The 14,969-nt window shown below is 51.6% G+C and carries 10 protein-coding genes; 7 read left to right on the plus strand and 3 right to left on the minus strand.

Translation table 11 applies throughout. From position 1 onward, the window contains the following. Window positions 1-53: 53 nt before the first annotated feature. The gene (locus H8L47_RS18190; RefSeq protein WP_186955020.1) at window positions 54-3,638 is read right to left on the minus strand and encodes an indolepyruvate ferredoxin oxidoreductase family protein; all 3,585 of its coding nucleotides are present in this window, start codon (window positions 3,636-3,638) and stop codon (window positions 54-56) included. Window positions 3,639-4,017: 379 nt separating this feature from the next. On the opposite strand from H8L47_RS18190, the gene H8L47_RS18195 reads away from it, so the two are divergent. The 4 genes from H8L47_RS18195 to xerC are packed head-to-tail and all read left to right on the plus strand — an operon-like array spanning window position 4,018 to window position 8,867. Next, window positions 4,018-6,348, plus strand: coding sequence for a methyl-accepting chemotaxis protein (locus tag H8L47_RS18195; RefSeq protein ID WP_186955021.1), 2,331 nt, complete (start codon window positions 4,018-4,020; stop codon window positions 6,346-6,348). A gap of 52 nt (window positions 6,349-6,400) precedes the next feature. Further along, a complete protein-coding gene (gene dapF, locus H8L47_RS18200) occupies window positions 6,401-7,264 on the plus strand; it encodes a diaminopimelate epimerase (protein ID WP_186955022.1) in 864 nt (287 codons plus the stop codon). Further along, complete coding sequence (locus H8L47_RS18205) at window positions 7,261-7,920, plus strand: DUF484 family protein (protein ID WP_186955023.1); 660 nt, start codon at window positions 7,261-7,263, stop codon at window positions 7,918-7,920. The genes dapF and H8L47_RS18205 overlap by 4 nt, the downstream gene beginning before the upstream one ends. A gap of 26 nt (window positions 7,921-7,946) precedes the next feature. Then, window positions 7,947-8,867, plus strand: a complete 921-nt coding sequence (gene xerC / locus H8L47_RS18210) for a tyrosine recombinase XerC (protein WP_186955024.1) — start codon at window positions 7,947-7,949, stop codon at window positions 8,865-8,867. Here the strand turns inward: xerC and H8L47_RS18215 are convergent. Continuing rightward, window positions 8,834-9,937, minus strand: a complete 1,104-nt coding sequence (locus tag H8L47_RS18215; RefSeq protein ID WP_186955025.1) for an OmpA family protein — start codon at window positions 9,935-9,937, stop codon at window positions 8,834-8,836. The two genes, xerC and H8L47_RS18215, sit on opposite strands and share 34 nt — an antisense overlap. Before the next feature lie 234 nt (window positions 9,938-10,171). Next, window positions 10,172-12,427, minus strand: coding sequence for a PhoX family protein (locus H8L47_RS18220; protein ID WP_186955026.1), 2,256 nt, complete (start codon window positions 12,425-12,427; stop codon window positions 10,172-10,174). A gap of 321 nt (window positions 12,428-12,748) precedes the next feature. Here H8L47_RS18220 and H8L47_RS18225 point away from each other — a divergent pair, with 321 nt between their 5' ends. From H8L47_RS18225 to dksA, 3 genes are all read left to right on the plus strand, one after another. Beyond that, window positions 12,749-13,246, plus strand: a complete 498-nt coding sequence (locus H8L47_RS18225) for a Fur family transcriptional regulator (RefSeq protein ID WP_186955027.1) — start codon at window positions 12,749-12,751, stop codon at window positions 13,244-13,246. Between the two features lie 22 nt (window positions 13,247-13,268). Then, the gene (locus H8L47_RS18230; protein ID WP_186955028.1) at window positions 13,269-14,357 is read left to right on the plus strand and encodes a CobW family GTP-binding protein; all 1,089 of its coding nucleotides are present in this window, start codon (window positions 13,269-13,271) and stop codon (window positions 14,355-14,357) included. Between the two features lie 206 nt (window positions 14,358-14,563). Beyond that, window positions 14,564-14,968, plus strand: a complete 405-nt coding sequence (gene dksA / locus H8L47_RS18235) for an RNA polymerase-binding protein DksA (protein ID WP_110256573.1) — start codon at window positions 14,564-14,566, stop codon at window positions 14,966-14,968. The last annotated feature ends 1 nt before the right edge of the window (window position 14,969 follow it).

Raw genomic sequence — 14,969 nt, forward strand, 5'->3', positions numbered from 1 at the left:
GAAAAAAAACCGCCACGCAAAACATGGCGGTTTCAAAATTATTTAAGGCTTGATTACGCAGCTTTTTGCGCAGACTGTGCAGTATTAAACTCTGCAATCAGCGTCGCTTCCTTGGCCTTGGCGGCCTTGAAATGCCTTTCCTTGACGTGGCCATAACCGCGTATGTCTTCAGGAATGCTGGCAATCGCCACTGCTTTGGTCAAATTATCTGCATTCAGCAAAGGCAGCAACTTGTTCAGGGTTTGCTTGTACTCGACTGGCAAGGCTCGTTCCATCCTGCGCTCTTCGGTGTAACCGAAAATATCAAAAGTGCCGCCACGCAGGGACTTGAACTTGGCCAGTACGCCAAAAGCTTTCATCATCCATGGGCCAAACTGTTGCTTGATCAAATGGCCCTTGTCATCACGCTTGGCCAGCAGCGGCGGAGCGAGGTGGAAGTTGATGGCGTAGTCACCTTCAAACATGTCAGCAATTTTCTTTTGGAATTTGCCGTCAGTGTACAGGCGGGCGACTTCATATTCGTCTTTGTACGCCATCAGTTTGAACAGGTATTTGGCTACTGCTTCAGTCAGGCGCAAAGGCTTGTTGCCATCGACGAGTTTGCTTTCTGCTGCTTTGACTTGCGCAACAAACTCACTGTACTGGCTAGCGTAAGTTGCATCCTGGTAATCTGTCAGGAAAGCCACGCGCTTGTTGATGGTGTCTTCCAGTGTCGATGCACGTTTCAGTTCTATGACTTGAGCAGGCGTTACCAGACGCTGTACTGCTGCCAGATCATGCGCAGCCAGGCGGCCCCAGTTGAATGCCTGCTTGTTGAAGTCTATCGATACGCCATTGAGTTCAATGGCGCGCATCAAAGCGACTTCTTCCAGCGGAACCCAGCCCTTTTGCCAGGAATATCCAAGGATGAACATATTGGTGGCGATATTGTCACCCATCAAGGCCGTGGCTATCGAGGCTGCATCTATCATGTCTACGCGGTCGGCACCACAGGCTTTACGAATATCATTCTCTGCTGATTCAGCCGGGAATTGCCAGTTCGGATTCTTGATGAAAGTAGAAGTTGGTGAACCATTGGCATTGATGGCGGCATGCGTGCGGCCATCACCCATGCGTGACAGCGCATCCTTGCCTGCTGTCACGATGAGGTCACAGCCTATGACCAGATCAGCCATGCCTGTGCCTACACGGGTTGACTGTATGTCGTCAGCCTTGTCAGCCAGGCGTACATGTGACATCACCGCACCACCTTTTTGCGCCAGACCTGTCATGTCCAGCACGGAGCATGCTTTACCCTGTAAATGCGCAGCCATGGCCATGATCTGGCCTATGGTGATAACGCCAGTACCACCGACACCGGTAACCAGTACACCGAAAGGTATCTTGGTATCAGGCAAGGCTGGATAAGGCAGTGTATTCACGTCGAGTGCATTGCCCGGTTCAATTTTTGCTTTTGCCGGTTTCTTGAGCTTGCCGCCTTCAACGGTGACAAAGCTGGGGCAGAAACCTGTGACGCAAGAAAAATCCTTATTGCAAGAAGACTGGTTGATCTGGCGTTTGCGACCAAATTCGGTTTCCAGCGGCTCTACTGACAGACAGTTCGATTGCACTGAGCAATCGCCACAGCCTTCGCAGACTGCTTCATTGATGACTGCACGTTTGGCAGGATCAGGGAAGCCAGGTTTGCCATCCTTGTCGAATTTTTTCCTGCGGCGGCGTTTTTCAGACGCACAGGTCTGGTCATAAATCATGGCCGACACGCCTTTGGCCACGCGCAGTTCGCGCTGCACGGCATCCAGTTCGCTACGATGGCGCACGGTGACGCCTGGCGCCCATGGATAGCCTGCACCATATTTTTCTGGCTCATCAGTAACGACGATAATAGGGCCGACGCCTTCAGCAGCGATCTGGCGGGAGATCATGCCAGGGTCCAGCGGGCCATCAAATTCTTGCCCACCCGTCATGGCGACGGCATCATTGAACAGGATTTTGTAGGTGATATTGACTTCACCCGATACCGCAGCGCGTATCGCCAGCAAACCCGAGTGATAGTAAGTACCATCACCCAGATTACAGAACACATGGTTCTCGGTGGTGAACGGTGCCTGGCCTACCCAGGTCACACCTTCCGCACCCATGTGGGTGAAGGTGGAAGTTTCACGGTCCATCCAGGTCACCATGTAATGGCAACCGATACCAGCCAGGGCACGACTGCCTTCAGGTACTTTAGTCGATGTATTGTGCGGGCAGCCGGAACAGAAATGCGGCACACGGTCTTTGTTAGGATCAGGTTTGGAGATCACATTCAGCATGGATTCCTTGGCTTCCAGATAGGCCACGCGCTCTTTGACGCGTTGCTCTACCGGATGACCAGCGAAGTAGCGGCTGATGCGTGAAGCAATCGCCCTGGCGATCTGTGCCGGGTTCAATTCATAAGTCGCGGGCAGCAGCCATTCACCATGGCCTGATCCATGCAGATTACTCCACTCACCACTGTCATCGAATTTGCCGACCACGCGTGGACGGACTTTGTCTTCCCAGTTATACAGTTCTTCTTTTAAAGCGTATTCAAGAATCTGGCGTTTTTCTTCGACGACGAGAATTTCTTCCAGGCCGGTAGCAAATTCACGCACACCTTCCGATTCCAGCGGCCAGGTCAATCCTATCTTGTACAGGCGTATGCCTATGTCTTTGGCGACTTGTTCATCAATACCCAGGTCAGCCAGTGCCTGACGGGTGTCGAGGTAAGATTTACCGGCAGTGATGATGCCTATCTTGGCAACCGGGCTATCCCAGATAATTTTATTGAGCTTGTTGGCACGCGCATAGGCCAGGGCCGCATACCATTTGTAGTTGTTCATGCGGATTTCTTGCGCCAGCACCGGGTCTGGTGTGCGGATGTTCACGCCATCGGCGGGCAAGACAAAATCTTCAGGAATAACTGGTTTGACGCGATCAGGATCAATGTCGACCACGGCACCGGATTCCACGATGTCAGTCACGCATTTCATCGATACCCACAGGCCGGTATAACGCGACATGGCGATGCCATGCAGGCCGTAGTCCAGATATTCCTGCACGGTAGATGGATACAAGACCGGGATACCGCAGGCTTTGAGGATATGTTCACTCTGATGCGCTGCAGTGGAAGACTTGGCGGCATGGTCATCACCAGCCACTACCAGTACACCACCATGTTTTGAGGTGCCAGCCAAATTTGCATGTTTGAATACGTCGCCGCAACGGTCTACACCAGGGCCTTTGCCATACCACATGGCAAACACACCATCATATTTCGCGCCAGGGAACATATTCACCTGTTGCGTGCCCCAGACTGTCGTGGCTGCCAGATCTTCATTCACGCCCGGGTGAAATTTGACATGGTGCTTGCCAAGATGTTTTTTTGCCTTGGCAGCGGTCAGATCGACGTTGCCCAGAGGTGAGCCACGATAACCGCTGATATAGCCGCCGGTATTGAGGCCCGCTTTTTCATCGGCCTGGCGCTGCAACATCATCAGGCGTATCAGGGCCTGGGTGCCGGTCATGAAGGCGCGGCCGCGCTCCAGCGTAAATTTATCGTCCAGGGAAATATTGTTGTCGATCAGCGCCTGCTGCTCGGCTTTGAGGGGTGCGTTCATGGGGTCTCCGTGCTTTTTTATCGTGTGGCAATGGTGTGCGCAACAAAACAGAATCACCTTGTGAGTGAATCATATACTTTTTAATGTAGATTGAATGATGAAAGGCGAACTAGTTCAATCTACTCAGTTATGGGTCGCACATTACCATGCTGTATTGCTCAACCCAATGGACAGTGCCTCACAAAAAGACCAGTACAGTATGACTGACACCCAAGAAAAGTGTACTGGTCACCATGAATTCAGTATTGAAATATTTGTTTTTTATGCATTCAATTTCTATCGTATCAATATCAATAATCTGGGAGAATAGGCTGTAAGCAGAAGCAGGCCCACAGCAAATCAGGCAGTGAGGCAATGATGCCGTAACGCAAGGATTCGTATGTCCGTGAATAAAACCAGTCTGACCGACAAGATCATGCACCCCTGTACAGTGCTGATGAGTAAGCTCAGTTTGCGTAGCAAATTGCTGGGCATCTTTATTCTTTTGCTACTGCCTTTGTTGTTTTTTGCCAGCCTGACGCTCAAGCAGACCCACGATGAAGCCTTAAAAGCGCATGGGGGCTTATTGGGAGTTGAGGCGAATGGCCTGATCATGAAAGTCGTGATACAGACACAGAAACACCGCGGCCAGGTGAACCTCAAACTATCTGGCCAAAATCTGGATGATGACCTGCTTAAAACCCGGTCTGACTTAAAAACCAGCCTCGATCAGCTTGATTTGTTCCTCAATAACAACACCACCCTGGGCTTGCAAGCGCCATGGAAAGCCAGTGCTGACGAACTCAGGCAACTCGCAGCAGGCCAGATCGCCGCCAATGTGAAAGACAATGTTGCCCAGCATAGCCGCCTGATCAGGCAAAGCTTGCAGTTTTCTGCCCTGCTCAATGAAAGGGCGGGATTGCTGACGAATAGCGACAGTGCAAATTTTCTTTTGCTGGACGTCTCCATGCGCAAGCTGCCAATCTGGATAGAACATCTGGCACTGTTGCGGGGGCTGGGTGCCAGCTATATCAAAACCGGGACCATGGAATTCCCGGAAAAAGCAGGCATATTCTCACGGCTGGATGCCTTGCAGGCTTCCATGAATGGCGTGGTTGATCTGGATGAGGCAATGCAGCGCGCAGGCTTGAACGTGGCCACAGCAGAACAGACCGCTTTCGAGGCATCGCAGGCATTTGCAGCGCTAACCCGTAAAAACCTGTTGGCAGAAAGCATCAACGGCGAAGCCAATACCTATTTTGCCCAAGGCACACTCGCCATAGAAAAAGCCCTGGTATTGCAAACCCAGATGCAAGGCAAGCTGAGCGGGATACTGACAGACAGCAGCAAACAGATGGATTTGTATCAAAACCTGCTGAGCCTGGGCATAGCGCTTATTGTCATCCTCAGTTGTTATCTGGCACTGGGCTTTTATCGCGACTTCATTTCCGCCTTGAACCAGGTCGGGCGGGCAGCCCATGCTGTTGCTGCTGGCGACCTGACAAATCACATACGCATCATAGGCAAGGACGAGCTTGCGAAAACCGGCAATTTGCTGGAAGCCATGAATGGCAATTTGTCACGACTGGTCGCCAATGTGCGCAGCAATGCCAGCATGGTGGCTCAACTTGGCGAGGGCCTGGCGACGAACATCAGTGACCTGACTGTCAGAACCGAGCAACAGGCATCGAGCCTGGAACAAACATCGGCCAGCGTAGATGACCTTGCCGATACAGTGAAAAAAAATGCCGACAGTGCCAGGGCGGTCGACAACCTGGCAGCAAACTTGCGATTGATTACCGAATCGACAGGCGACGACATGCGTGCAGCAGTCGATTCCATGAATGGCATACACCAGAGCGCCCGCAAAGTGCAGGAAATCGTCAGCCTGATTGATGGCATATCTTTCCAGACCGATATTCTGGCGCTGAATGCGGCAGTAGAAGCTTCGCGTGCGGGTGAACATGGGCGCGGTTTTGCTGTTGTTGCCAGTGAAGTGCGCAGCCTGGCGCAACGCAGTGCCGACTCTGCCCGTCAGATCAGACGCCTGATTGATGATTCTGTGCAGAGGGTGGATCAGGGTGTCAATCAGATCAACAATGTCAACATGACACTGACTGATATCGTCGGCGGCATCCGCGAACTGGCGAATAATATCAATGCTATTTCTGTCGCTTCCAGTGAGCAAAGCAATGGCCTGTCGCAAATCTCTGAAGCCTTGCGCCATCTCGATGAAATTACCCAGAGCAATGCACAGATGGCAGAACAGGCCAAACATGCCTCCATCAGCCTGGAAGACAAGGCCCATGCGCTAACCAGGGCGGCATCTGCCTTCAAATTATTGCAAGGTACAGCCGATGAAGCGCATGCCCTGGTCAAGAAAGCCGTGACCTTGTATCAGTCCAGAGGCAGGCCTGCACTGCAAATCATCACAGCCAATACCGACAAACTGTATGCCGACCGCGATATGTATGTGTTTGCCTTTGACCGCAATGGGCAATACCTGGCTTTTGCAGGCAATGCCGCCAAGCTCAAGATCAACCTGTTTCATGTGGATGGCCTTGATGGCCGCAAACTGGTCAGGGATGCCTTTGATTTGCCTGAAACCGGCGGATGGGTCAATTACACGATTGTTAATCCAGTCTCGAAAAAGACGGAAGCAAAAACTTCTTATATAGAAGTGGTCGATGACAATCTCGTATTGGGTTGCGGGGTCTATCAACTGGAGTGAGATGAAAACGCCAGAAGCACATGGGCTGTGCGACTGAGGATATAATCACTGCATGAAACTCAAATTCACCAAAATGCATGGTGCAGGTAATGACTTTGTCGTTATTGATGCCATCAACCAGCACATCAATTTCACTCCTGCGCAGTGGAGGCTGATTGCCGACCGCCGCTTTGGCATAGGTGCAGACCAGATCCTGGTGGTTGAACGCCCGGAAAGCCAGGATGTTGACTTCCGCTACCGCATCTATAACGCTGACGGTGGCGAAGTTGAGCAATGCGGCAATGGCTCGCGTGCCTTCGTGCAGTTTGTCCTGGAAAAAGGCCTGACCAGCAAGTCCAGTATACGGGTGGAAACCATGTCCGGCATCATAGAACCACGCATGGGGGAGGATGGTAATATCACTGTCAACATGGGCGCACCAATACTGGAAGCTGCCCAGGTGCCATTCAATGCCGAAGGTCTGGAGTCCAGACCAGAGGGAAATGACAGCTTGTGGCCGCTGGACATCAATGGCAAGCAGGCCTGGATTTCTGCTGTGTCCATGGGAAACCCGCATGCGGTGCAAATCGTAGCTGCTGTGAATGACTTCCCGGTTGCCGTTGATGGCCCGCTCATAGAGCACCACCCACGTTTCCCGCGCCGGGTGAATGCTGGTTTCATGGAAATAGTGGCACGCCAGCAGATACGCCTGCGCGTGTTTGAACGAGGTGCCGGTGAAACCCTGGCTTGCGGTACGGGTGCCTGTGCGGCAGCCGTGGCTGGAATACGCCGTGGCTTGCTTGATAGCCCGGTACGTGTCAGCATGCGAGGTGGCGAACTCTCTATTGCCTGGGCAGGAGAAGGACAGCCAGTCTTCCTGAGCGGCCCCGCCGTCACCGTCTTCGAAGGCGAAATTAATTTAACAGAAACACAATGAATTCTACCGATATCGCCACCTACCTGATACAGCATCCGCATTTTTTTGAAGAACATGCCGAGTTGCTTGGTTCCATCAAGCTCACCAGCCCGGTCATGGGACGTGCCATCTCACTGCAGGAAAGGCAGATGGAAGTCGTTCGCGAAAAATATCGCAGCCTGGAATTGCGCATGGCAGACTTGCTGCGTATCGCCGAAGAAAATCATGATATCAGCCAGAAATTCCAGCGCTGGACGCGGGCGCTTTTATTGGCACGCAATGATGTTGATCTGCCACATGCCTTGACCCAGGGTTTGCAAGACATTTTTGAATTGCCACATGCCACCCTGCGTTTGTGGAATGTCGCAGAAGATTTTGCTCATACCTGGTTTGCCAGCTCCACCAGTGATGATGCGCAATTGTTTGCCAAGGGCTTGACTACACCTTATTGTGGCAAGAACCATGATTTTGAAGCGGCAGCCTGGCTGGAAACTGATCAGGTGATTGAATCCCTGGCGATGCTGCCTTTGCGCCTGTCGGCAACCGGGCCTACCTTTGGCTTGCTGGTATTGGGTTCACCTGACCCTAATCGCTATACCAAGGACATGGCCACAGATTTCCTCAGCAAAATTGCCGATACCAGTAGTGCGGCCCTGAGCTGTATGGTGGACATGTAAGGTTTCACTTCCCGCTGAAGGTTGGTATGAATACGCAAGATCAGTATCTGGCCAATTATCTGGAAGTCTTGCGCAGTCAGAGGCAATTGTCGCAGCACACGCTGGACAGTTATTTGCTGGATTTGCATGAACTTATCAAGCTCGCCGGGACCGCCGAACTGCTGAGTCTGACGACACATCATATACGGCGTTTTGCTGCACAGATGCATGCGGGCGGACAAAACGCCCGTAGCATTGCCCGCAAGCTATCCAGCTGGCGCGGCTTTTACCGCTGGCTGCTGGAAGAGCACGATCTGGCCGCGAACCCGGTAGAGGGAGTACGCGCCCCCAAGAAAGGCAAACCCTTGCCCAAAGCGCTGGGGGCGGATGATGCGGTGCACCTGGTCGCCCATAAGGGTGGGGACCTGCCCACAGCACGCGCCAACCGTGCCATGTTTGAACTCTTGTATTCCAGTGGATTGCGGGTATCTGAACTGGCCAGCCTGGATGTGATGGCTGTCAATGAGTCCGGCTATAGCTCGGCGGGCTGGGTTGATCGCCAGGAGGGTGAAGTGCATGTCACTGGCAAAGGGGGCAAGCAACGTATCGTGCCTGTTGGCAAACCCGCGCTGGACGCATTACAGGACTGGCTGGCTATTCGTCCTACGCTGTTAAAAGCTGACCCGCACCCGCTATTCTTAAGCGAGCGTGGCACACGTATTTCTGTCCGTCTGATACAACTGCGCCTGAAGGCACATGCACAAACGCTGGATATACCAGCGAATGTGCATCCACACATGTTGCGCCATTCCTTTGCTTCGCATGTACTGCAGTCGTCCGGTGACTTGCGCGCAGTGCAGGAAATGCTGGGCCACAGTTCGATTTCAGCGACCCAGGTCTATACCTCGCTAGACTTCCAGCATCTGGCCAAAGTCTACGACCAGACCCATCCGCGCGCTAAAAAATAGCGCAAGACATCAACGCAATACCATTTCAACGCGGCGATTTTTGGAACGCCCGGCTTCAGCCGCATTGGATGCGCGTGGAGCCAGCGGCCCGACACCTTTGGGATCAGACGGCCATCAGGGATACCATAGGTTTTCAGTGCATCCACCACGGCCTGGGCACGTTTACCGGACAAAGTCATGTTGTAGTCGAGTACTCCCTGGGTATCGGTATGGCCAACAATGTAGACAGCTGCGGTATTGCCCTTCAGGTATTTCGCCATTTCATCGAGTTGTGGTTTGGATTCTGGCTTGATCACCGCTTTGTCGGTGTCGAAATACAGTCCATAAAAACTCACCGCGCCATTGGCAGCCAATTCCTTGCTGATCGCATCAGCGTCAACGGTGACGATATTTTGTTCCATTGCTTTGGGTTCCAGCACTTCTACCAAAACGGCAACGCGGTCATTCATGCTGTCGGTAACATCACCCATGGCGCCACCAGAATTGAGTGCTGCATACACACCCACATAAGTCGTCGCTGGCCCCGTACCTTTTTGCAGCAAGGTATAGCGCAGATCCTTGACACCATCAAACACTGCCTGCACAAAACGATTGCGGTTGGCATCATACCCCTCACCCTGGACATGGGTACGCTTTTCGTTCCAGTTGTATTTCAGGTTCTTGAAGGAGGGGCCGCAGCTGTCGTTATCACACTGGAATGCAGGCTTGAAGCCTTTGCTGGCCAGGCTGTCAGTGAAGTTGCGGAACACTTCCAAAGACGAGCGCCCTTTCGGCACTATGTAAACTGTGCGGGTCAGCGCACCTTCGGCCTTTTGCACTTTGGAGAATTTCTTGTTGCTGCTGTAGTCTGGCTCAGTCGCAGGGCCAGCCGGGAAGGAAAATTCATCATAGGCTTTGCGCGTCTGCAACAGGATACTTGAGCCCTGGTAACGCCCGGTCAGTGGATGATCCTTGGCATTCGGTGCATCTGTTGTCAACACTTTTTCATAGGCTGGATCCGTTGCCGCATGGGCCAGCGAACTGATGAGCAACGGTAGGACCAGCAAAGACGATTTCAGCACATTGTGCATGATTTTCCAAGCTCTTTGGGAATAAAGTTCTCCACAATAGCTAACAAATGTGGCACAGGATTTTGCTAGAAAGTGCCCATTTCTATTTACTTATAAAAAAAGATGAAAGCAGTGTATCCACGCTCCCAATAGTAGAAAGACGAAGGCCGTTCGAGAAATGGCGACAGCACAAACTCGCTCCCCAAAAAAAACGGCACATTCACATGTGCCGTTTTTTCGAAGCAAAAACTATTATCAACTACCGATACGGCCACCGTCATTTTTTGTAATCACGATAGTAGCTGAGCGTGGGCGTTTGCCTGCACCATAGCCAGCGTTGCTTGGCCACTGGCTGGTGTATTTGCTTGGATCAGCAATGTTTGCCATTGCTGTCGTCTCGCCAGGATGTTGTATATTGACAAACAACGCTTTTCCATCTGGAGTTTCGGCGATACCAGTCAATTCACAAGCCACTGGACCAACCAAGAAGCGTTTCAGTGTATCTGCTGTTGGTTTTTTACCTACATAAGTGCTGACATCCAGTGTCCCACCTTCTTTTTTTGGATAGCTCAAAGTGACTTTCGCGCCATCACCGACTTGCCCTGGCAAACCTGCAAGCATCATGCAATTAGTCACATCAGTGTAAGCACCGTCATCTGTCTGTATCCAGCAGATTCCGGTAGCAGGGCTGAAAGCAAGTCCGTCTGGGCTGGACATGTCTTGATCATTTGTCAGGCTGGACAAATTGATTTTGCCAGCATCTGCGCTTGCTTCAGCGGCAAACAGATAGACATCCCATGTAAACACCAAAGCAGCAGAACCATCGGCACCTTCCTTCATGCGCAGAATATGGCCATTCGGATTGCCGTTTTGAGCGGTCGTACCCTTCATGTCGGTATAGGCACGTGGGTTGGCAGAATCAGGTACCAGTTGTGAGGAGCCTGTTGGATCAACATTGCGATTGCTGTTATTGGTCAGTGAGTAATAGATTTCACCATTGGCCGGGTTTGTTGAACACCATTCTGGTCTATCCATCTTGGTTGCACCCACTGCATCTGCAGCTAGGCGTGCATTCACGCAAATATCTGCTTGATCAGCAAATTTGTAAGTAGCAAAGTTCGCGATGAGAGGATTACTCATACTCAACTCTACCCATTTACCGCTTCCGTCTGCGGAGAACTGAGCTACAAACAATTTTCCACTATCAAGATACTTGTCGCCTGTAGCCAAAACATTGCTTGACGTTGCATCCGCGGCATCCCAGTTTGCTGTCGACACAAACTTGTAGATGTATTCGTTACGGGAATCATCACCCATGTAAACCGCCAGCGGTTTACCTGCGACTGGCTTACCAAAAGCTGCACTTTCATGCGCAAAGCGACCAAGGGCAGTACGTTTTTTTGCCAGTTTGGTTTTATCATAGGCGTCCATCTCGACGATGTAGCCCATACCGTTCATCTCATTACGGTAGTCATCGCTACCATTTGCAGAAGTGCCAAGCTTGCTGATATTCCAGCGTGCATATTTGTCATCCGTACCACCTGTTTCCCAGCCATGACGGGAATTACCTCCCTGGGAACTGCCATAACGCTTAAGTGCAACAACACTCTTGTCACTTGCCCGTGCTGCATCATCAGCTGCGCCGCGTGTGAAGTAACCTGCCCAGTTTTCCTCACCTGTCAGGAAGCTATTCCAGGGTGTTTTTCCTGTACCACAGTTATTCAACGTGCCACGCGTTTTTTGTCCATTGCCAGAGTACTTTGTGACAGCCAAGGCGTTTCCACGCACAGGGCCCGAGAGCTCCATGTCAGTCAAGCAAGTGAAGCGACGATTGAAGCTGGAATCTTTGACATATTCCCACTTGCTGCCAGTTTTGCGAACCTCAACAAAAGACACACCGTGCAGGGCCGTTTCTTTATCAACTTCCACTGCGGGGCGTGGCAATGTGGAAGTTCCGCCATTAGCATGAATGAAAAATGAAGAGCGCGTCTGGTCAGTAGTCGCCTCGTGATTTACGCCAAGCAAGCCACGTTCTACTGAACTAGCAGACGGCTTGCCATCCGCTGATAAACCGAACCATTCCATGCCGTCATGATGATCGCCGGCACGGTTCTCAAAATCGGTATCCGTACCGTCGTTTTTGTAAGCTGGTGTAGCTGCTGTCAGCGGATCACCCAAAGCATATATAGCAGTAGCGGTATAGCCAGCAGGCACAACAACTACGTCAGCCAGACTCTTTGCAACTGCGGTGAAACCTAACAGTTTTTCAACTGGTGTAGTAACAACCGGTGTTGTTGAGATTGGTGCAGCGGTGTCATTTGATCCACCGCAAGCTGCCAGACCGACACTGCCAAACATGGCACTGACTGCCGTAGCTACGCCACCACGCAGCATATTGCGACGGCTGACACGAGTCTCCAGGACTGAGCTGAAGTGCTCGTTCGTCGTTTCGTTGTATCCAATGTCATCAGGATCAATTGCTTTGATGTTGCGATCGCTAGGTTTGTTCATGGCTGAGTTTCCTTGGTATCTTAGGGAGGGACAGAAGCGCAGGAGTCTAGCTGGCAAACATGACATGTAAATGACATAGTAACGATTGCATGCTGCAGGAATGCGCATTCAGAAGATGAAAGTTACGCGACAGCTGATGCAGTAGTTGATTTTGGAGATAGTGATATTGCCTGCACCTGGGCTTGCAAGACTTCCTGAATTCCATTTACAAACATGCGGCTAGCAATCACACATGTTTTGCAACTGAATTGCATTTTGAGGCATAATACAGCTATGGCGCATGCCAGTTCTTGTGTCAGCCAGTAAAACCATGGACTTACGATGAAATTGCCGACCAACCGAGCCAGACCGGCCGCCCCTGCATATCACAACACAGCCTCCAGCCTGCTGTCGGGAGCGGGTGTGCGTGTGACCGGTGCACGCCTGAATGTCTTGTCAGAATTACTGGCCAGCCAGCGCGCCCTGTCCCATCTCGAAGTACAGGATGCTTTGCCAGAGATGGACAGAGTCACCTTGTACAGAGCGCTGGATTGCCTGACCGATGCCGGGCTGGCACATAAAATTTCTGGCGATGACAGGGTGTTTCGCTATAGCACAGGCAGTGAAACTGCCGGTAGCAAGGAACATCCGGCCCAGCATCAGCATGGGCATTTCAAATGTACGCGCTGTGCAAGGGTATTTTGCCTTGATGATGCCAAGCAACCAGTTGGCTTGCGTGAGCAATTGCAGGCAAGCTTGCAAACCTCTCTGGGACGAGGCTTTCAAAGTCACGATATAGAGCTGACCATCAAAGGCTGGTGCGCCGACTGCGCAAAGTAAACTGTAACTGTGAGAAAAAATCATGGCATTAATTCCTACCACTATCCTCACCGGCTTTCTCGGTGCTGGCAAGACCACGCTGCTGAACCGTATTTTGCAAGAAGAGCATGGCCACAAGATTGCTGTCATTGAAAATGAATTCGGCCAGGAAAATATAGACAATGAAATCCTGGTGCAGGACAGCAATGAGCAAATCGTGGAAATGAATAATGGCTGTGTCTGTTGCACGGTGCGCGGTGACCTGATCGTCGCGCTAAGCAAGCTGATACAGCAAAAGAATGAAGGCAAGCTGAGCTTTGACCGCGTCATCATAGAAACCACAGGCCTGGCCAACCCCGGCCCGGTGGCGCAAACGTTTTTTGTCGATGAAGAAGTTGGCACCTATTACATGTTGGATGCAGTTGTTACGGTAGTCGATGCCCGCCATGGCATGCAACAACTTGACGAACATGAAGAAGCCCAGCGCCAGGTTGGTTTTGCCGACAAGATCCTGCTGTCGAAAACTGATCTGGTCGATGCAGAAGCAGTGACGGCATTACGCGCCCGCCTGGCACGCATGAACCCGCGTGCACCCATCAGCGCCGTCGATTTTGGCAAGATTGCCATCAGCGAAGTGCTGGATCTGAAAGGCTTCAACCTGAATGCCAAGCTGGATCTGGACCCCGACTTCCTGCGTGCGGAAGAAGAAGAGCATGCGCACGAGCATGATGCCTGCGCTGACGATTGCACCCATGAACATCACCAGCACAAAGAACATGGTGATCACGGTGACCATGCTCCACACGTACACAACCACCATCACGCCCACCATTCTGACGATATCGCTGCCTTTGTCTTCAAGAGCACCCGCCCTTTCAATACCGGTCAACTGGATGAGTTTTTGGGTGGCCTGGTACAAGTCTTTGGACCGCGCATGTTGCGTTATAAAGGCGTATTGTTGATGGAAGGCGCAGACCGCAAGGTCATCTTCCAGGGCGTGCATCAAATCATGGGGACGGATGTCGGGGCCAAGTGGGGAGAAGATGAGTTGCGCGAAAGCAAGATGGTGTTTATTGGCAAAAATCTACCTAAAGACATATTTATTCAAGGTTTGGAGCATTGTTTGGTATAAACTAGCGGGCTATTGAAGTCAGACGTTGTCTGTCGTGCAAGTGGCATTCATGCAAATGTCATTTACTTTATCAATAAGGGGAGGATAATTGTCTGGGACAAATGTTGTTTCAGATTTGTTCTATGTATTAACCCGTCGTATCGAAAGTTAGCGAAGTGGCAACTAAATCACCTAAATCGACTGCTACAGTCAGCGCACCCGAAGCTCTGCTCACGGAGGAAGAAATCCTCAAGATGGGCGAGAAGGACTATATGAACGCTGCACAACTGGCATTTTTCAAGGCCCGTTTGCAGCAGCTTGAGAAGGATTTATTGAAGAACGCCGACGAAACCACCGAGCATCTTCGTGAAACCGTATTAGTACCAGACCCGGCAGACCGTGCCACGATAGAGGAAGAACACGCGCTGGAATTGCGCACCCGCGATCGTGAACGCAAATTGCTGAAGAAGGTACAGCAATCCATCAATAGTATTGATGAAGGCGATTACGGCTGGTGCGAAGAAACCGGTGAACCCATTGGTGTTCCACGCCTGCTGGCGCGTCCAACAGCGACCCTGTCGCTGGAAGCACAGCAAAGACGTGAAATGAAGCAAAAGTTGTACGGTGACTGAG

The sequence above is a fragment of the Undibacterium umbellatum genome (assembly GCF_014284125.1).
Lineage (GTDB): Bacteria > Pseudomonadota > Gammaproteobacteria > Burkholderiales > Burkholderiaceae_D > Undibacterium > Undibacterium umbellatum.

Bases quoted from the DNA above. Each gene is read 5' to 3' on its own strand.
- H8L47_RS18190 (WP_186955020.1), bottom strand. From the start codon at position 3,638: ATGAACGCACCCCTCAAAGCCGAGCAGCAGGCGCTGATCGACAACAAT.
- H8L47_RS18195 (WP_186955021.1), top strand. From the start codon at position 4,018: ATGTCCGTGAATAAAACCAGTCTGACCGACAAGATCATGCACCCCTGT.
- dapF (WP_186955022.1), top strand. From the start codon at position 6,401: ATGAAACTCAAATTCACCAAAATGCATGGTGCAGGTAATGACTTTGTC.
- H8L47_RS18205 (WP_186955023.1), top strand. From the start codon at position 7,261: ATGAATTCTACCGATATCGCCACCTACCTGATACAGCATCCGCATTTT.
- xerC (WP_186955024.1), top strand. From the start codon at position 7,947: ATGAATACGCAAGATCAGTATCTGGCCAATTATCTGGAAGTCTTGCGC.
- H8L47_RS18215 (WP_186955025.1), bottom strand. From the start codon at position 9,937: ATGCACAATGTGCTGAAATCGTCTTTGCTGGTCCTACCGTTGCTCATC.
- H8L47_RS18220 (WP_186955026.1), bottom strand. From the start codon at position 12,427: ATGAACAAACCTAGCGATCGCAACATCAAAGCAATTGATCCTGATGAC.
- H8L47_RS18225 (WP_186955027.1), top strand. From the start codon at position 12,749: ATGAAATTGCCGACCAACCGAGCCAGACCGGCCGCCCCTGCATATCAC.
- H8L47_RS18230 (WP_186955028.1), top strand. From the start codon at position 13,269: ATGGCATTAATTCCTACCACTATCCTCACCGGCTTTCTCGGTGCTGGC.